This window comes from Pedobacter sp. 22226, from assembly GCF_052045455.1.
Taxonomy (GTDB): Bacteria; Bacteroidota; Bacteroidia; order Sphingobacteriales; family Sphingobacteriaceae; genus Pedobacter; species Pedobacter jeongneungensis.
This window is the reverse complement of the sequence record NZ_JBQEPB010000003.1, coordinates 565,950-583,855: the sequence shown is the minus strand read 5'-3', so window position 1 is coordinate 583,855 and position 17,906 is coordinate 565,950. Positions and strand designations below refer to the sequence as shown.

The window sequence follows — 17,906 nt, the reverse complement described above, 5'->3', positions numbered from 1 at the left end:
GCCCGGTTAAATCTCATCTGAATTATGCAGGAGAATAAAGATAAAAGTATAGAAGATCTTGTAGACGATGCTAAAGGCTTTTTAGAGGCCCGGGTAGAGTACACCAGACTTTATATCGTAGAAAAAGCATCGAAAATTTTTGCCGATCTGGTAACCAGTACTGCCGTTATTGTTTGCTTTATATTAGCCTTTTTATTTGGCTCTGTAACCCTGGCGCTGTACGTATCCGATCTTTTGGGCAGTTATGCGGGTGGTTTTGGCTGTGTTTCCTTGTTCTATATTTTATTGGCCATCATTGTTTATTTAACCAAGGATAAATACATCGAAAAAGCAATTATCAATATAGCCATTAGAAAATACTTCGATAAACTTGCAGATAAGGAGGAAGATGAGAAGCTATAAAGACATCCGCAACCTGAACGACCTGCAGGCTAGAAAATTAGAACTTAAGGTTGAGTACACACTTAAGCAGAATATGCTTAAAACGGATACCAAAACGTTTCTTAAACAGTTTACGTTAGGTGCTCTGATTAAAAGGTACGCCACGCCGAATAACCTATTTAAAGCCGACGAAAAGTTAAACATCAGCGGCACTGCCATGTCGTTACTTTTACCCATGGTAATGAATAAAACGATATTCAGAGGTGCAGGCTTTTTAACAAAGGCAGCCGTTGGTTTAATTTCGGGCAAAGTAGGCAAATCGCTGGACGCTGAACATTTGTCGGCCATTTTTAACTCGGTTAAAGGCTGGTTTGGCAAAAAGAAAGAAAAAAAGGACAAGAAGTTTATTGATTATGGCATCCCGCCTGATAGTGAAACTTACTAGTTTAATGGTTCATTAGTCATTAGTTCGTTAATGAGCATGGTGCCTAAATGATCTTAAAAAAAAGCCTCAGAATTTAATTCTGAGGCTTTTTTTGTGGAATTGCTTTATGCTCCCGAACCAATAAACTAATGGCCAATGGCTGGTAAACTAATAAATCTACAAATCCGTCTTAATTTTTAATTCTTTCAATTGCTTCTCATCAATAGTACTCGGACTATCAATCATTACATCCCTGCCTGAGTTATTTTTAGGGAATGCAATTACATCACGGATTGAATCTAAACCTGCGAAAATTGAAGTTAAACGATCGAAACCAAAAGCAATACCGCCGTGTGGAGGTGCGCCAAATTCGAAAGCATCCATTAAGAAACCAAATTGTTTCTGTGCTTCTTCTGCACTGAAACCTAAATGTTTAAACATTAAAGCCTGTAATGCACGGTCGTGGATACGGATAGATCCGCCGCCAACTTCGGTTCCGTTAATAACCATATCGTAAGCATTGGCCCTTACTTCACCAGGTTTAGTATCCAGCAAGGCAATATCTTCAGGCTTAGGCGAAGTAAACGGGTGGTGCATGGCATGGTAACGTTCTGTTTCTTCATCCCATTCTAAAAGCGGGAAATCAAGTACCCACAGGGCAGAAAAAGTATTTTTATCGCGTAAACCCAAACGGTTACCCATTTCTAAACGAAGCTCGTTTAGTTGTTTACGCACTTTATCAGTAGAACCTGCTAAAATCAGCAATAAATCGCCTTTTTCTGTTGCGAAAGCCTCACTCCATTGTTTCAGGTCTTCTTCGTTAAAGAACTTATCTACTGATGATTTAATGGTTCCATCTTCGTTATGACGGGCATAAATCAGGCCGGTAGCACCAATTTGCGGACGTTTAATAAAATCAGTCAGTTCATCTAATTGCTTACGTGTATAGCTTGCAGCGCCTTTAGCGTTAATACCCACAACCAGTTCAGCATTATCGAAAACAGGGAAACCTTTTCCTTTTACCAGATCGTTGAGCTCTACAAACTTCATTGCAAAGCGGGTATCGGGTTTATCAGAACCGTATAAACGCATCGCATCGGCATATTGCATACGCGGAACCTCCGGTAAATCGTAATTACGCACTTCTTTAAATAAAGTACGGATTAAACCTTCAAAAGTATTTAAAATATCTTCCTGCTCAATAAACGACATTTCGCAGTCGATCTGTGTAAATTCGGGCTGACGATCGGCCCTTAAATCTTCATCCCTGAAACATTTTACAATCTGGAAATAACGGTCGAAACCCGAAACCATTAACAATTGTTTAAAGGTTTGCGGCGATTGAGGCAAAGCATAAAACTCACCTTCGTTCATGCGGCTAGGCACCACAAAATCCCTGGCTCCCTCCGGTGTTGATTTGATCAATACAGGTGTTTCTACCTCAATAAAATCTAATGCATCTAAATAACGGCGAACCGATTGTGCCATTTTATGACGCAAAACCAAGTTATTACGAACCGGGTTACGGCGTAAATCCAGATAGCGGTATTTCATACGCAACTCATCACCACCGTCTGTTTCATCATCGATCATGAAAGGAGGTAATTTTGCAGCATTTAAAATCTCCAGAGCAGAAACTTTAATTTCAACATCACCTGTTGACATTTTTGGGTTTTTGTTGCTTCTTTCTACAACCGTACCAATCGCTTTAATTACAAACTCACGGCCTAAAGAACGTGCAGTTTCACAAAGCGCTTTATTGTCGTCCATGTTAAAAACCAACTGGGTAATACCATAACGATCGCGGATATCGATAAAAGTCATACCGCCCAAATCTCTTGATTTTTGTACCCAACCACATAACGTAACACTTTCGCCTAGGCTATTTAGGTTTAATGCACCACAAGTTACTGTTCTTAACATATATATAATCTAAATTGAGCGGCAAAAATACCGATTTTGTTTTAAAGTTCAGCGCAGAAGATTTAAGGAAATTTTGCGATAGAAGATTTGCCTTTGTTGACCGCGGAGGCACGAAGAACCCAAAGAAAAAGTAACACTATTTAATGCCTTGCTTAAATTTATGCTTTTGATTTCAATCTGCTCAGCGTTTCCTGAGAAATATTTAAATAAGAGGCCACCATTTTGTTCGGCATCCGCATTACCACACCTGGATTTTGCGCCAGCAACTGGCGGTAACGTTCGGTTGCATCGAGCGTAATAAACGACATTAAGCGGTTGGTATTGGTTACATAGGCATATTCCAGGTAATGGCGGTAGAGTTTTTCCCATTGAGGAATAATTTTAAGTAATTCGTAAAAATCGCTTTGCCAGATAAAATATACCTCGGTATCTTCTATAGCCTGAACATATTCTTTAGAAATTTCGCCGGTAATAAAACTAACCAAAGCGGTTGCAAACTGATTTTCGAACGCAAAATGCCTGGTGGCTTCAGCACCGCCTTCGGTAAGAAAAAAAATCCTCAAACAGCCACTTACAACAAAATAAATCCTTTGTGGTTTTTCGCCAGGATTAACCAGGATTTCACTTTTTCTAAACTTTTGTGGTTTAAAATATGACAATACTGTTTCCAGATCCGGATCGCTGATCGTGATTTTTTCCTTAATATAATCCGGAAGCAGTTTGTACATATTTATAAATAATTTAAGGTTTACCTGCAATTTTTTCAGCAAGCTTACGGGCGTTCGGAATAATGATAAATGCTGCAAAATAAGCTACGGGCAGCATAACGCTCCACGCTTTTAAAAATTTAATTATCCAGTCTTCACCAAAACCGTAATTGCGCATTAAACCAACAAAGGCCATAATTAATGTCATGGGTATTACCACAAATAAAGTATTGATGTACCTAAAGTATTCTTTTTTCATTTTATATTTTTTCTAACACCCCAAAAGTGCGGGTATTAACAGGCCTAACCTTTGATGTAGGTCAAAAAATGAAAGAGCTATACATTTAGCCTAATACTTTTCTTCTAACACAATTTCGAGCGCAATCACTTTCCAGTCGCCATTAATATTTTTCCAATGGTAAATTTCTTCCGTCTGGATGGTCTGTTTTTTGGAAAAAACCAGCAGCTTAGGTTTTAAAATGATTGATTTTCGGGCAATTTTCTCAGTAAAAACATCATCTTCAATAGAAGATTTTATCCGGTAATAACTGGTATGGATTTCTTTAGCATTGTTGAAATGTTTTTTTATATCGATGGTATAATCGCGTTTATTTATAGCTGATTTTTCGAAAGGGGCAAAACTAAAAGCATCATCAAACATGGCTGCATAAGCCGTTATATCTTTATTTTCTAAAGCAAGGTTTGCTTTTTGGTGTAGCTCGTTAATTGCAGAAATAATTAAATCGGTTTCCATGGCATGAAGTTAATGGTTTGTAGCAGGGTTTTCAAATTTATGATGATGAGGGAGCTGATTTTCCACAAATGTCAAAAAAATTGAAATCGTGAATTTTTGAATAGTTATAAAATGTTTTTCATATTATGGAAATGAAAGGATAGCATTTCATAGGTGCTGTAGTCCCGCCATCCGCTTTATCCCGATGAAAAATCGGGATGCCTGCTCCTGTCGGGTTTATTTAACAAAGGTTCGTTTCAAGGCATAAAACTTTGTATCTAAACCCGATTGCCGGGAAGAGCTTCCGATCCTTCATCGGAACTCGTACCAAAAAGCGGGACTGAACATGCCAAAAGCACAGAACCAACCATTTCCTAATAATCTTAATATTTTTTCTTTTTTAGGAAATGAAAGATCAGCCTTTCATAGGCACTGTAGTCCCGCCATCCGCTTTATCCCGATGAAAAATCGGGATGCCTGCTCCTGTCGGGTTTATTTAACAAAGGTTTGTTTCAAGGCATAAAACTTTGTATCTAAACCCGATTGCAGGGGAGAGCTTCCGATCCTTCATCGGAACTCGTACCAAAAAGCGGGACTGAAAATGCCAAAAGCACAGAACTGCTCATTTCCAATTTATAATAAAACATTTTTTACAAACCGAAGCGCTTATCTTATTCCTTTCCTGAACCTCCCAACACATTTGATTTTAATCTTAATACTGAATTAACATATTTTAAACTTTTTTTATACCTTGATGCAACGTTTTAAAATCCCTTATGTCTTATAATCAGAATATTCGAAATTTTGGAAGCCGTTTACATCGATAAAAACCTGGACCTCGTAAAAAAATGCATGCAGGGCAGCCGCGCAGCACAGTTTGAATTGTACAAGCTGTATGCCAAGGCCATGTATAATGTGGCGCTGCGCATTTTAAATTATGAGGAAGAGGCTGAGGATGTTTTACAGGAAGCATTTTTGGATGCTTTTACCAGAATTGTTGATTTTAGGCAGGAAACCACCTTCGGACTTTGGCTAAAACAGATTGTAATCAACAAATCCATCAATTACCTGCGTAAACGCAAGATGGAATTTGTAGGTACGGAAGAAATATCGGAAGTGCCGGATGAAGATAGTTTTGACGACAGTGAAGTGCAGTTACAGGCAGAAGAGATCAGACAGGCCATTACCCAGTTACCCGATGGTTACCGCGTGGTACTGAGCTTGTACCTGTTAGAAGGTTACGACCATGAAGAGATTGCACACATTTTAAAAATAAGTGAAAATACCAGTCGTACACAGTACATGAGGGCAAAAAAGAAGTTAAAAAGTATTTTAGAACAGAAAGGGATGAGAGATGAATAACAGATTAGAAACCTTTGTAAAGGATAACCGTAAAGCTTTTGATATCATGGAGCCATCGGCCGATCTTTGGGCAAAGATTGAACAGGGTTTAGATGCTAAAAAGAAAAAAAAGCCGGTAAAGCTGTATTTATGGGTGAGTGCAGCAGCAGCTATTGTAGTGGTTTTCGGTTTAGTTTGGCTGTACGCCGGAAGGTTACAAAACAAAGATTTAGAGATAGCCGACGTTAGTGCTTCGTATGCAAAAAAAGAAGTCCACTTTGCGGGCTTAATTACCGAAAAAAGAGATAGTTTGGCCATTTTCGCCTCGGCAAACCCTGAATTATATAAAAAATTTACTGCCGACCTGAGAAAGCTTGATGAAGATTACGAAAGGTTAAAGGCAGAACTGCCAACCTCGCCCAACCAAACTTTTGTGGTAAAGGCCATGGTTAAAAACCGCGAAATACAGTTACAGTTATTAAAACAACAATTATTGATTATTAACCAGGTTGACGATTATAAAAGGGTTAACCAGATATAAATTAAAACAGTAGCCGAAATCAGTCTTGATACCTGATTTACACTACCTGATACCAGGAGGAGAACGCTCACCACATTTACATTGCTTATTACCAGCCGGCAGGTTTTAAGCCTTTAAATGTTTAACAATTAACAAACACATGAAAACGATAAAAATATTTTTAGCCTTTATGGCTTTAATCGCCGTAAAAACCAATGCGCAAGAAATTGCGGTGAATAACCCAACTGAAAAAGCAGTTGCAGAAGCTTCCGATAAGTCGACTTCGCTGGCTATGGTGAGTTACTCAAAAAGCACCCAAACAGGGAGTGATGCCGAACGTTCTAAATCTTTTAGCAAGAGTTTTAGTGTGGATAATAATGATAAGATTAATTTAAACAACCAATACGGAGCCATCACCATTAAAACCTGGGACAAGAAGGAAGTAAAAGTAGATATAGACATTAAAGCTTACAGCAATTCGGACAGTGATGTACAAAGGTTGATCGACGGTGTAAATATCGACGCTTCTAAAAACGGAGATGTGGTTTCTGTTAAAACCAATATGGGCGACAGGAACGGACGTTATGGCCGCGGTGTTAAAAACGGGGTAACCACCTGGAGGAGGGAAGTTAAGGTAATTTATACGGTTTACATGCCGGCTGTAAATCCTTTAACGGTTTTGCAACAGTATGGCAGTGTAGAAATGGGCAATTTTGCCGGTCCTACATCTTTAAAAGTTGAGTATGGCAATCTGGTTGCAGGTAATTTAAGCAACGCTAATAATTACATTAACGTGCAGTATGGTAAATGTGATATTCAGGATTTAAATGCTGCCGTGGTAAAGCACGAATACAATGGCCCGGTAACAATCGGTGCTGTTGGCACCTTAGAACTTGATGCAGAATACGTTGCGGTAAACATTAATACCATCAGAAAATCGGCTGATATTAAGGTACAATATGGCAAGGGCCTAACCATTGGCACCATTGGTGGTAACCTGCTTTTAAATTCAGAATATGCCAAGGTAAATATCAATACGGTGCGGGGCAATACGGTTGCCAAACAGGCTTATGGCGACTTAAATATCGCTTCAGCAGGTAAAATAGCAGTAAATGCAGAATATTCTAACGTTACTTTGGGTACCTTAAATGGCGATGCGAATATTAACATGGACTATAACCGTTTGAGCGTAAATGAAATTACAGCCGCCTGCAGAAACTTCAGTTTTGGTGGCGAATATGTAAGCGTAAGCCTTGGCTTTGCCGACCGTTATAATGGTACTTTTAATGTTTCTACCTCTTATGCCGGCTTTAAATATGGTTCGAACGTAACCTCGAGCATGGTAAGCAAAGATGATGAAACTAAAAAATATTCGGGTAAGATTGGCAGCGGTGGTGCTTCAAACGTATCTGTTAAAACCGAGTACGGGTCGGTTACTTTTAAATAAGAATTTTAAAACCAAACAAACTATAAAGTCCTGCCGCATTGGCAGGACTTTTTTTATATTTATCGACGATGAAATTTTTACTGATTACCCTGCTTTCTGTTTTTTCGCTAAAAGTGCTGGCGCAAGATGCTCCGGTTAAATGGGCTACACAGGAAACCTTTTTCGAAGATTTAGCAGGAAAACCTTTGCCGCCTTTTGAAGGATTAACGGTTGATAAAAAACCATTCAGTAATGCTGATTTAAAAAACCAGGTAACGGTAATTAATTTCTGGTTCGAAAAATGCCCGCCCTGTATTGCCGAAATGCCCGAATTAAATAAACTGGTAACAAAATATGGCAAAAATGGTGTGAGGTTTATTGGTATTACCCACGATGCCCCAGCAAGCGCCAAACGTTTTCAAAAACGAAGCGGTTATCAATATGAAATCGTTTCGCTGAGCAAAGATGAAATCCGCAGGTTGAACATCAATCATGGTTTTCCATCAAATGTTCTGGTAGGCAAGGATGGAAAGATTATTTATGCTACAGCAAATATTTCATTTACAGATCCTCAGTTTAAAGCTAAGTCGGTTTTGTTCGAAGAGAAGTTAAAAACCGCTCTGTCATTCTGAACGCCGTGAAGAATCTGTGAAGCATTATCCCCCTATTGTTCTTAGTGAGACGCTAATACTTAATTAAATAAAAAAATTTGGAAAGGATGATCTTTGCTGGACATTATGAAGCCAATTTTCATTGGATAAGGCATCTTAAATATTGCGTTTGGGCAAGCGGTCGTTGTAAGATTGCTTCGTGCCTCGCCATGACGAAAAATCTATTAAAATATCCTCTGTTCTTAGCGTCTCGCTAAGATCCAACAGAATAATTGAAATGCTTATCTTAATTTTTGATTTTGTCAGCAAGAAAGTTGCTAAAATTTAAAGAATATATTCGTCATTGATTGGTTTAACGGGTTCTGGAATTTCTTCTTCTTCCAGCATTTGTAACAGGTTAATTTCGATGGTCCTGGTAATCTGGTTAAGCGGAACACCCGCCGAGTTATTTTCGAAAGGATTTACCAGACTCATCCCGTTAATCTGTGTAGAAACAAATACGAAACCAATCAGCCAGCCTAAAAATATGGCTGCAGGTCCGGCATCCTGACTAATTACAAGGGTAAAAGTTACCACAAACAACCAGATAAATACTTTAGTTAAATAGGTGTAGGTGGTTGGAAATATCGTATTTTTTATCCTTTCGCTCATTCCCATCGAATCCGAAAAACGGGTAAGCATTTCATTAATTTCTATAAAACGGAAACCATCAATTTTATTTGCTTTTACTAATTTTTGCAAATCCCGCGACTGGATGTTAAGCAGGGCATTGTGTGCATTATTGTGTTTTTTAATTTCATTTAAATCGGCTTCCGGTAGATATTTAGTATAAATTTCATCAACCGTGTTTCTTAAATTAGCTTTTAGCGCATATAAAAAAGCGATATGCCTGTACACCATGCGTTTCACACTTTCTTCGTCCTCATCAACATAATTAATCAAAGCCCGTGCGTAAGAACGAGAATCGTTTACCAATGCTCCCCATACTTTCCGGGCTTCCCACCACCTATCGTAAGCCTGGTTATTGTTAAAACCGATAAAAAAGGCAATGGCTGTACCTAAAACGGTTGGAATAATGGATGGAATGGAGAAATGGTGGGCAATTAAATATTCGCGCACAAGATACGCTGCCGTACAGGAAGCGATCATAATCAGATCAACGTGCCACGTATTTCTTAAAATCCTGCTTAACCTGATGTTCTGTATTAAAAGCATATAATCTGAATGGAAAATAAAATAGTTACGGATGAAAATACAAAACTAAAGCCGAAATGTTTGATTATGTAACAAATTAATTGACAGACAGTACAGGTTGCCGATTGTTATTCAAATGTTTATCTTGGAGAACCAAATATTCTTTTTCTTATGAGCGAAACGTTACCCAAAAACAACATTTTTAAAGTTATTGGTGCATCATCACTGGGCACACTGATAGAATGGTACGATTTTTACATTTTTGGTAGCCTCGCGGTCATCATTGGCCATCAATTATTCCCTGAAGATGCCGGTGCTTCGGCTTTAATTAATACCCTGGCCATATTTGCTGCCGGATTTATTGTTCGCCCTTTTGGTGCATTGGTTTTTGGCAGATTAGGCGATTTAATCGGCCGGAAATATACCTTTTTGCTCACACTGGTACTGATGGGCGGATCGACATTTTTTATCGGTTTAATTCCTTCTTATAAAAGTATTGGTTATGCAGCGCCTATTCTGGTACTGGTATTGAGATTGATTCAGGGCCTGGCTTTGGGCGGTGAATATGGTGGTGCAGCAACTTATGTGGCAGAACATGCGCCGAAAAATAAACGGGGCTTTTTTACCAGCTGGATCCAGACTACGGCTACTTTAGGACTTTTTCTTTCGTTGGGAATTATCGTCATTACCAAGAATATTTTGGGTGCCGAAACGTTTAGCGACTGGGGCTGGCGGATTCCTTTTCTGTTATCGATTGTACTGGTGGTGGTTTCGATATATATCCGCATGAAGATGCATGAATCGCCTATGTTTACTAAACTAAAAGCTGAAGGTAATGTTTCTAAAAATCCGCTCAAAGAAAGTTTTAACAATAAGGCAAATTTTAAAATGGTGCTGCTCGCACTTTTTGGGGCTACCATGGGCCAGGGTGTAATCTGGTACACAGGCCAGTTTTATGCACAATCTTTTTTAGAGAATACCTGCAAACTGGATTTTAATGATTCGAGGTATATTTTACTCTGGGGAATTGCCTTTGCCACACCATTTTTTGTGGTTTTTGGTGCCTGGAGTGATAAGGTGGGAAGAAAGTGGATTATGTTGAGCGGAATGTTGCTGGGAATCCTTTTTTACCGCCCCATTTATCAAATATTTTTGAACGATACAGATTATACAAAAATTGAACAGACGGATATTTTGTCATCTACCCCTGCACCAATAACCTCAGTTTTAATTGCAGATTCGCCAGATAGTTTAAGAACAACATCTGTTAAAGTACTCCTCAAAAATGGAGCAGCATTTAATAAAGTTCAGATAGATACTATTTCTGCAACAAGAGGTATTCTTTTGGGTAAAGAAGTGATTAAAGACAAAGTTTTGCCTACACCGGTTTTCTGGAAATTTGTAGGTCTAATTTTCTTCCAGATTTTATTGGTAACGATGGTTTATGGACCAATTGCCGCGTTTCTGGTAGAGTTGTTCCCAACTAAGATCAGGTACACTTCGATGTCGTTACCCTACCATATCGGTAACGGTGTTTTTGGTGGACTTGTTCCGTTTATCGCCACCTTAATTGCGAGTTTTTCGGGTTCTACCCCGTTATCCGGTTTGTGGTACCCGATAGGCATTGCCGCACTTAGTTTAATTATCGGAACGATTTATTTATCGAATAAAAGAGACGAAAACATTAACGATTAATACAAAAAGGATGAATACGTTAAAGAAAATTTTAGGTTTGGTTTGGATGGTTTTGGGTCCGTTAACCATGACTTTTCTGTTTTTACAGGCGATTGATAAAGTAGGTTTAACGCATACTGATATCGAACGTACCAATACGATTTTACAATGGGGAATTATCCTGTTTATTTTTCTGCCAATCAGTTTGGGATTGATGATTTTCGGTTTTTATGCCTGGAAAGGTGAGTATGAGCAACTGCCGGAAAATTCGGAGGAGCTGTAGCGAAGTTTTTTGAACAAGAAAGATGAGTTTTCAGTTGGCGCCATTGCGAGGTGGAACGACGAATCAATCTTTCCTGCTAGCGATCTTTGCCAGAAAGATTGCTTCGTCGGCTGAAAAAGCCTTCTCGCAATGACGAATCAATCTACGCCATCAGATTTCTGAACCATGCTAACCAATAAACGAATGACAAATGAACTGATGAACCACAAATGCACAAAGATCCTTCGACTACGCTCAAGAGGACAAATCGAGTTAAATTCCGCGTCAATCTGCGCATCTGTGGCCTGAAATTATAAGATTATTGGTCTGTGGAGACACAGACCAAGGATTGAAAGACTTTTCGAAAAAAGCATCGTCATCTCGATTGGAGCATAGCAGAACGCCCGCCTGCTTCGGGCAGGAAGAGATCTATCTCGAAGCAGATTTCTCGACTTCGTTGCACTCCGCTCGAAATGACGTTATTATAAAGATCCTTCGACTACGCTCAGGATGACAGACTGAATCCGTGTTAATCTGTGAATCCGTGGCTAAAATTATAGAATACTGATCTGTGAGGACACAGACCAGGGTAAGTGGGTATCGTCATCTCGACTGAAGCAAAGCGGAATGGAGAGATCTATCTCAAAGCAGATTTCTCGACTTCGTTGCACTCCGCTCGAAATGACGCTATTATAAAGATCCTTCGACTACGCTCAGGATGACAGACTGAATCCGTGTTAATCTATGAATCCGTGGCTAAAATTATAGAATACTGATCTGTGAGGACACAGACCAGGGTAAGTGGGTTGTGTAACGTGCTAACTAATAAACGAATGACAAATGAACTAGTGAACCCTTACAAAACCCTCAGTAACAACCCCTTCAAATACTCTCCCTCGGGGAAAGAAATCCTAACCGGATGATCTTCCGGCTGGCAGAACTGTTTGATGATCTGCACTTCTTTACCGGCATCGAGCGCTGCCCAGGCAATAATTTGTTTAAAGGTTTCGATATCAACAGCCCCTGAACAAGAAAAAGTAGCCAATAAACCACCTTTTTCAAGCAATAACATGCCCAGACGGTTTAAATCTTTATAAGCTCTTGCAGCACGATCTAATGCAGAGCGTGATGGAGCATATTTAGGTGGATCGAGTACAATTACATCAAACAGTTCTCCTGATTCTTTAAAAGCACGCAATTGTTTGTTTACGTCTGATTGGATGGCTGTTACTTGATTTATATCGAATTTATTTAAAGCTACATTTTGTTTTAAGGTTTCAACCGCTAAACCAGAACTATCAACACTGATTACACTATTGGCTCCGTTGGCAAGGCTGTTTAAACTGAAACCACCGCTGTAACTAAAGCAATCCAGCACTTTTTTGCCTTTGGTATAGCTTGCCAAAATACTTCTGTTATCACGCTGATCGCAATAAAAACCAGATTTCTGTCCTTCGGCAATATTGATGTTATAAATAATCCCGTTTTCTTTTACTTCTAAAAATTCAGGTGGATTTTCGCCCCAAAGCAAACCGTTTTCAACAGGTAAACCTTCGTGGGTACGGGCAGTGGCATCACTTTTATCGAATATTCCTTTCGGTTTTAATTCTGTTCTTAAAATGTCGACAATCTGTTCTTTCACTTTTTCGATTCCGGAACTTAAAATCTGCAGGGAAAGGAAATCTGCATATTGATCAACAATTAAACCCGGCAGGAAATCGGCCTCGCTAAAAACCAGTCTACAGGTATTGGTATTTTCATTTAAAATAAACTGGCGTGAAGCAATGGCTTGTTTTAACCGGTTTTGATACCAGTTATTATCAATGTTTTGTGTTTCATCCCATTCCAACAAACGAACCGCAACCCGCGAATTGCTGTTGAAATAACCATAGGCCAGAAATTCATGATCAAAAGCAAAAACTTTTACCACATCACCATCTTCAGGTTTTCCTTTAACTTTTTCCAGTGCGCCAGAAAATACCCATGGATGTCGTTGCAATGCTGCTTTTTCTTTGCCCTTTTTTAATATGATTTCTACCATGGTGCAAAGGTAATAATTAGTTTGGAGTTGAGAGATGGGAGTTTGGAGTAGAGCAGTTGGAGTTAAGCGTTGAAAGATAAATTTGGTAGTTGAAGGGCTGGAGGAGGGAGTAAAGTTAAACGCCTATCGCCCTCCGCTAAGCGCTAAACACAAACCGCTTATCGCTTCGCCATCTTTACCAGCTCCGTATCTAAAACTTTGGTTTCGAATTCGGTAATAGGTCTTTTAGCTTCAATCATCGAAATTAATAACTCGGTAGCTACCTGGCCCATTTCAAAAGCGGGCTGCTTAACGGAAGTTAATGACGGATTAAACAATTCGACCAGATTAGAATTTGTAAAACCTGCAATGGCGATTTTATGCGCCACCTCGGGATTGGTTTTTTTAAGTGCCATAATGCAGCCGGTGGTTAAACGATCGCTCGAAATAAAAATCCCATCAGGGTTTAAAGGTAAAAGTTCTTTAACGGCCTGCTCCAGTTCTGCACTGTGCATGCCACCATGCTGGCAATATTTAACCAGTTCGGGTTTAAATTCGATATGGTATTTAACCAGGGCGGCTTTATAACCTTCCAGTCTTTCTTTCGTTATCGAAAGGTTTTCTGAATTGGTTAAGTGTGCAATAGTCCTTTTTCCTGATAAAATGAGGTGTTCGGTTGCATCAAAAGAGCCTTTAAAATTATTGGCGATTACCTTATGGGTTTCAAAATCTTTGGGTACACGGTCAAAAAAAACAATAGGTAAACCTTTGGCATACAGGCTGCGTAAATAATCGATATCCTGCGTTTCAGATGAGAGTGCAATCAGCAAACCGTCTATAGAGCGCGAGGCGAGGTGCTCAACATTTAGTTTTTCCTGTTTGTAAGATTCATGACTCTGAGAGATGATTACGTGGTAATCACGATCATAAGCAATTGATTCAATGCCGTTTATCACCTGCGAAAAAAAATTGTTGGCAATTTCGCTCACAATAATACCAATAGAATAACTACGGCGTTCTTTCAGGCTCCGGGCAATGGGATTGGCACGATAATTAACCTTTTCGGCATAGGCCAAAACCAGTTTTTTCGTCTCCTCACTAATTTCGTAACGGTCTCTTAAAGCCCTTGAAACTGTTGAAGTTGACAGTCCTAATGCTTTAGCAATATCCTTTATGGTAGATGTTTCAAATCTCATTTTCGTAGTGCGTACAAGTTACAAAAAATATCTCTTTAAGGGGATGGGATCAGCAAGATTAATAAACGTTATAACAACGTTTTTGGGAACGTTTGCACACTTTTTTAGTTAAAAATGGTTTCAAACGGTTTTTAGTTTGTAAAATTGTTACATCAACGTAACCAAATATAAACAAATAATAACATCCCGAAATAGAATTTAATTCTACATGCAAGCGATTGCAGCATCTTAAAAATAACCAAATCACTTCAAATAAATAATTTATGAGCAGAGTTCTACTCTTTTTAGCATTTTTCGCTTTTTTTGGATTATCTGTAGCCTCGGCACAAACCAGGCAGGTTACCGGAACGGTAAAGGATAAAACTGACGGACAGGTACTTGTTGGGGTTAGTGTAAACGTTAAAGACTCGAAATCAGGTGCCAGTACCGATGCAAACGGAGTTTACAAAATCAGTGTGCCCGCCAAAGGTGCTGTGGTAACGTTTACCTACGTAGGTTACAAAACCAAAAATGTAACCATTACCGATCAGACTAAACTTGATATCAGCCTGGAAGAAGATGCCAATACTTTACAAGAGGTTACGGTAAATATCGGTTATGGCTCGGTACGTAAAGAAGCTTTAACGGGCTCAGTTTCTTCCGTTACGGGGAAAGATATCGATCAGTTTCCGGTGAGTACGGCTGCACAGGCACTTGCGGGTAAACTTGCAGGGGTATCGGTTACTACAACTGAGGGAAGTCCGGGTGCAGATATTGTAATTAAAGTACGTGGCGGAAGCTCCCTTACGGGCGATAATTCTCCTTTATACATTGTAGATGGTATCCAGGTTGAAAATGCTTTATCTATTTTATCGCCAAATGAAATCCAATCTATCGATGTGCTGAAAGATGTGGCCTCCACTTCAATTTATGGTAGCCGCGGGGCCAATGGGGTGGTAATCATTACCACAAAAAGCGGTAAAAAAGGAAGACCGGTTGTTTCGTTTGATGCTTATGCGGGTGCGCGACAGATTGTAAATGAGCTGGATGTGATGAATCCTTATGAATTTATCAAATACCAGTATGAACTGTATAACAACAACACCAACCAGGATGTTAAAGATACTTTTACCAAGAAATACGGCACTTTTGAAGATCTTGACATTTACAAAAATATTCAGAATATCGATTGGCAGGATAAAGTTTTTGGTCGCCAGGCATGGAGCAATACCGAAGTGTTAAATCTATCGGGCGGTACTTCTAAAACCACTTACAATGTTTCGGTAAACAATACCAAAGAAGACGGCATTATGCTTAATTCAGGTTACAGGAGAACATTTGCTTCGATGCGTTTAGACCATAAATTTTCAGACAAATTCAGGGTTGGTTTAAACGCACGTTACAGCCGTCAGCGTGTTGATGGTGTGGGCACGAGCTCTACCGGCTCGCAGGGCACCAACCGTTTAAGAAACTCAGTGCGTTACCAGCCCTATTCAGGCGGAAGTGATTCCGGAGATCTGTTCGATGCCGATTATTTGACCACCGGATTAACCAACCCGATCACTTTAGCAAACCAGGAACTAAAATACGATTACCGCAACGATTTAATTTCAAGTGGTTATGTACAATATTCAATCCTTAAAAACCTGACGATAAAAAGTACCGTTGGATACAACAGAACCAGCAGGCACACTAATACCTTTAACGGCCCGGTGAGTAATGTGGCCAGAAACAATGCGGGTTTGCCGGCCATCCAATTGGATACAGTAGCTCAAAAATCGTTTATCAACACCAATACCATCAATTATAAACCAAACCTGGGTAAAGACCACAGTTTAGATTTATTGGTAGGACAGGAAATCAATATGGTAGATATCGATTCGAGAACAACGGTGCTCAAATTTTTACCGGTCAACATTTCTGCTGAAGATGCTTTTGTAAGCAGTGCCCCGGCAAATACGATCCAGGACAGGCCAACTTCATTAATTTCGGGAACCAGGCAGTTTTCGATTTTTGGAAGGGCATCATATGGTTTTCAAAATAAATACCTGGCTACGGTCAATTTCAGAACAGATGCTTCATCATTATTCGCCGCGGGCAAACAATGGGGCTATTTTCCATCCGCACAGGTTGCCTGGAGGGTTACGGAGGAGAAATTTATTAAAGACATGCAGTTAACCTGGCTTGATAACTTTAAAGTGAGGTTTAGTTATGGTGCTGCCGGAAATAACCGGATCGGTCAGGATTTATTCAGAACCTTGTTTTACCTGAGCTCTACCACTGGTGGTTATGCAGCAACGGATGGCGCAATATCAACCGGACTGATTTCGGGTACAGCCACCGGAAATATTTTATCTAACCCGAATATTACTTGGGAAACCAATATTTCAAAAAACCTGGGTATCGATATCGACCTGTTCAAAAACAAATTGTCGCTTAATTTAGATTATTACGACAACCGAACCAAAAACCTGTTGTTAAATGCAAACGTGCCACAAACTACGGGTTATTCTACCCAACAGCAAAATGTTGGTAAAACTCAAAATACAGGTTTCGAGCTGCAGTTAAATTATCAGGCGGTAAAAACCAGAAACTTTAGTTATAATACCAGTTTTAACATCTCCTTTAATAAAAATAAAATTGTCGAACTGCAGAACGGCGTAAGTTCTTACATCACGCAATCGGGCTGGGTAAACAGTTTGGGCGATTTTAAAGTTGAAGTAGGAAAACCTGTCGGTCAGTTTTACGGTTTCGTTTCTGACGGGCGTTATACCGTTGATGATTTTACCTACGTACAAAATGCCACCACCGGAGTTTATACCTACACGCTTAAACCAAATGTGGCAAACAGCAGGGTATTATTGGGCAACCGCGATCCGCAGCCGGGCGATATGAAAGTACAGAAACTTTCTTCTTCATCGAGCATGATGATCGGTGATGACGACAGAACGGTTTTAGGTACAGCACAGCCAAAATTTACCGGCGGTTTCAACAACCAGTTTGCCTATAAAAATTTCGACCTGACGGTATTTGTAAACTTCAGTTATGGCAGTAAGGTTTATAATGCCAATAAACTCGAATTTACTTCGCAATACAATGTAAAGGACAATAATTTACTGGCAGTGATGAACGACAGGTGGCAGAACTTTGATGCCAACGGGGTGAAAGTAACCGATCCGGCTGTGTTGACAGCGATGAATGCAAATACCACCCTGTGGACACCAACCACCGGAAATTATGCCTTAACTTCTTATGCCATCGAAAACGGATCTTTTTTAAGGATCAGCAATGTAACCCTGGGTTATAGTTTACCACAAAGTTTGATCAAAAAAACAGGTTTCATCTCTAAACTAAGGGTATATGGAACAGTGAACAACCTTTATACCATTACAGGTTACACGGGTTATGATCCTGAAGCAAATACCCGCCGGTCGAACCCGCTTACGCCAGGTATAGATTATGCTGCTTATCCGCGCAGCAGGTACATTCTAGCTGGTATTAACATGGTATTTTAA

16 protein-coding genes are annotated in these 17,906 nt (G+C 39.6%); 9 read left to right on the top strand and 7 right to left on the bottom strand.

The window, feature by feature from the left end:
* Positions 1-24: 24 nt before the first annotated feature.
* Positions 25-402 carry a phage holin family protein gene (locus ACTJKC_RS09410; RefSeq protein ID WP_440791365.1) on the top strand — a complete coding sequence of 126 codons (378 nt, stop codon included), beginning with the start codon at positions 25-27 and terminating at the stop codon, positions 400-402.
* A complete protein-coding gene (locus ACTJKC_RS09405; RefSeq protein WP_344851597.1) occupies positions 389-826 on the top strand; it encodes a hypothetical protein in 438 nt (145 codons plus the stop codon). The genes ACTJKC_RS09410 and ACTJKC_RS09405 overlap by 14 nt, the downstream gene beginning before the upstream one ends.
* A 156-nt stretch (positions 827-982) precedes the next feature.
* Here ACTJKC_RS09405 and aspS read toward each other — a convergent pair whose 3' ends face one another.
* The 4 genes from aspS to ACTJKC_RS09385 all read right to left on the bottom strand — a co-directional run bounded on the left by aspS (position 983) and on the right by ACTJKC_RS09385 (position 4,189).
* Entirely contained in the window at positions 983-2,728 is a 1,746-nt protein-coding gene (aspS, locus tag ACTJKC_RS09400; RefSeq protein WP_440791363.1) for an aspartate--tRNA ligase, read from the bottom strand.
* 158 nt (positions 2,729-2,886) lie between these two features.
* Positions 2,887-3,456 carry a Crp/Fnr family transcriptional regulator gene (locus ACTJKC_RS09395; RefSeq protein ID WP_440791362.1) on the bottom strand — a complete coding sequence of 190 codons (570 nt, stop codon included), beginning with the start codon at positions 3,454-3,456 and terminating at the stop codon, positions 2,887-2,889.
* 13 nt (positions 3,457-3,469) lie between these two features.
* The gene (locus tag ACTJKC_RS09390) at positions 3,470-3,694 is read right to left on the bottom strand and encodes a DUF2798 domain-containing protein (protein WP_344851593.1); all 225 of its coding nucleotides are present in this window, start codon (positions 3,692-3,694) and stop codon (positions 3,470-3,472) included.
* A gap of 90 nt (positions 3,695-3,784) precedes the next feature.
* Entirely contained in the window at positions 3,785-4,189 is a 405-nt protein-coding gene (locus ACTJKC_RS09385; protein WP_440791359.1) for a hypothetical protein, read from the bottom strand.
* A 783-nt stretch (positions 4,190-4,972) separates the two neighbouring features.
* Here ACTJKC_RS09385 and ACTJKC_RS09380 point away from each other — a divergent pair.
* The 4 genes from ACTJKC_RS09380 (at position 4,973) to ACTJKC_RS09365 (ending at position 8,087) form a co-directional block, all read left to right on the top strand.
* Positions 4,973-5,530, top strand: coding sequence for an RNA polymerase sigma factor (locus ACTJKC_RS09380; protein ID WP_344851591.1), 558 nt, complete (start codon positions 4,973-4,975; stop codon positions 5,528-5,530).
* Entirely contained in the window at positions 5,523-6,050 is a 528-nt protein-coding gene (locus tag ACTJKC_RS09375; protein WP_440791357.1) for a hypothetical protein, read from the top strand. Before ACTJKC_RS09380 ends, ACTJKC_RS09375 begins: the two co-directional genes overlap by 8 nt.
* A 139-nt stretch (positions 6,051-6,189) precedes the next feature.
* Positions 6,190-7,476, top strand: coding sequence for a hypothetical protein (locus tag ACTJKC_RS09370; RefSeq protein WP_440791355.1), 1,287 nt, complete (start codon positions 6,190-6,192; stop codon positions 7,474-7,476).
* A 68-nt stretch (positions 7,477-7,544) separates the two neighbouring features.
* A complete protein-coding gene (locus tag ACTJKC_RS09365) occupies positions 7,545-8,087 on the top strand; it encodes a TlpA family protein disulfide reductase (RefSeq protein ID WP_440791353.1) in 543 nt (180 codons plus the stop codon).
* 303 nt (positions 8,088-8,390) lie between these two features.
* On the opposite strand, the gene ACTJKC_RS09360 is transcribed toward ACTJKC_RS09365, so the two are convergent.
* Positions 8,391-9,281 carry a bestrophin family protein gene (locus tag ACTJKC_RS09360; RefSeq protein ID WP_440791351.1) on the bottom strand — a complete coding sequence of 297 codons (891 nt, stop codon included), beginning with the start codon at positions 9,279-9,281 and terminating at the stop codon, positions 8,391-8,393.
* Positions 9,282-9,431: 150 nt separating this feature from the next.
* Between ACTJKC_RS09360 and ACTJKC_RS09355 the strand changes: the two genes are divergently transcribed.
* Together ACTJKC_RS09355 and ACTJKC_RS09350 are read left to right on the top strand one after the other, a co-directional pair.
* Positions 9,432-10,955 carry an MFS transporter gene (locus ACTJKC_RS09355; RefSeq protein ID WP_440791349.1) on the top strand — a complete coding sequence of 508 codons (1,524 nt, stop codon included), beginning with the start codon at positions 9,432-9,434 and terminating at the stop codon, positions 10,953-10,955.
* 10 nt (positions 10,956-10,965) lie between these two features.
* On the top strand, positions 10,966-11,217 hold the full coding sequence (locus ACTJKC_RS09350; RefSeq protein WP_440791347.1) for a DUF6814 family protein: 252 nt from the start codon (positions 10,966-10,968) through the stop codon (positions 11,215-11,217).
* A gap of 835 nt (positions 11,218-12,052) precedes the next feature.
* On the opposite strand, the gene ACTJKC_RS09345 is transcribed toward ACTJKC_RS09350, so the two are convergent.
* Both ACTJKC_RS09345 and ACTJKC_RS09340 read right to left on the bottom strand, forming a co-directional pair.
* Complete coding sequence (locus tag ACTJKC_RS09345; protein ID WP_440791345.1) at positions 12,053-13,237, bottom strand: class I SAM-dependent rRNA methyltransferase; 1,185 nt, start codon at positions 13,235-13,237, stop codon at positions 12,053-12,055.
* A 158-nt stretch (positions 13,238-13,395) separates the two neighbouring features.
* The gene (locus ACTJKC_RS09340; protein ID WP_344851583.1) at positions 13,396-14,412 is read right to left on the bottom strand and encodes a LacI family DNA-binding transcriptional regulator; all 1,017 of its coding nucleotides are present in this window, start codon (positions 14,410-14,412) and stop codon (positions 13,396-13,398) included.
* A gap of 263 nt (positions 14,413-14,675) precedes the next feature.
* Between ACTJKC_RS09340 and ACTJKC_RS09335 the strand changes: the two genes are divergently transcribed.
* Positions 14,676-17,906, top strand: a complete 3,231-nt coding sequence (locus ACTJKC_RS09335; protein ID WP_440791342.1) for a SusC/RagA family TonB-linked outer membrane protein — start codon at positions 14,676-14,678, stop codon at positions 17,904-17,906.

What these genes read in the sequence shown, in the direction of transcription:
- ACTJKC_RS09370 (WP_440791355.1), top strand. Translation starts at nt 6,190, where the DNA reads ATGAAAACGATAAAAATATTTTTAGCCTTTATGGCTTTAATCGCCGTA.
- ACTJKC_RS09350 (WP_440791347.1), top strand. Translation starts at nt 10,966, where the DNA reads ATGAATACGTTAAAGAAAATTTTAGGTTTGGTTTGGATGGTTTTGGGT.
- ACTJKC_RS09405 (WP_344851597.1), top strand. Translation starts at nt 389, where the DNA reads ATGAGAAGCTATAAAGACATCCGCAACCTGAACGACCTGCAGGCTAGA.
- ACTJKC_RS09390 (WP_344851593.1), bottom strand. Translation starts at nt 3,694, where the DNA reads ATGAAAAAAGAATACTTTAGGTACATCAATACTTTATTTGTGGTAATA.
- ACTJKC_RS09360 (WP_440791351.1), bottom strand. Translation starts at nt 9,281, where the DNA reads ATGCTTTTAATACAGAACATCAGGTTAAGCAGGATTTTAAGAAATACG.
- ACTJKC_RS09375 (WP_440791357.1), top strand. Translation starts at nt 5,523, where the DNA reads ATGAATAACAGATTAGAAACCTTTGTAAAGGATAACCGTAAAGCTTTT.
- ACTJKC_RS09385 (WP_440791359.1), bottom strand. Translation starts at nt 4,189, where the DNA reads ATGGAAACCGATTTAATTATTTCTGCAATTAACGAGCTACACCAAAAA.
- aspS (WP_440791363.1), bottom strand. Translation starts at nt 2,728, where the DNA reads ATGTTAAGAACAGTAACTTGTGGTGCATTAAACCTAAATAGCCTAGGC.
- ACTJKC_RS09340 (WP_344851583.1), bottom strand. Translation starts at nt 14,412, where the DNA reads ATGAGATTTGAAACATCTACCATAAAGGATATTGCTAAAGCATTAGGA.
- ACTJKC_RS09410 (WP_440791365.1), top strand. Translation starts at nt 25, where the DNA reads ATGCAGGAGAATAAAGATAAAAGTATAGAAGATCTTGTAGACGATGCT.
- ACTJKC_RS09345 (WP_440791345.1), bottom strand. Translation starts at nt 13,237, where the DNA reads ATGGTAGAAATCATATTAAAAAAGGGCAAAGAAAAAGCAGCATTGCAA.
- ACTJKC_RS09335 (WP_440791342.1), top strand. Translation starts at nt 14,676, where the DNA reads ATGAGCAGAGTTCTACTCTTTTTAGCATTTTTCGCTTTTTTTGGATTA.
- ACTJKC_RS09365 (WP_440791353.1), top strand. Translation starts at nt 7,545, where the DNA reads ATGAAATTTTTACTGATTACCCTGCTTTCTGTTTTTTCGCTAAAAGTG.
- ACTJKC_RS09355 (WP_440791349.1), top strand. Translation starts at nt 9,432, where the DNA reads ATGAGCGAAACGTTACCCAAAAACAACATTTTTAAAGTTATTGGTGCA.
- ACTJKC_RS09395 (WP_440791362.1), bottom strand. Translation starts at nt 3,456, where the DNA reads ATGTACAAACTGCTTCCGGATTATATTAAGGAAAAAATCACGATCAGC.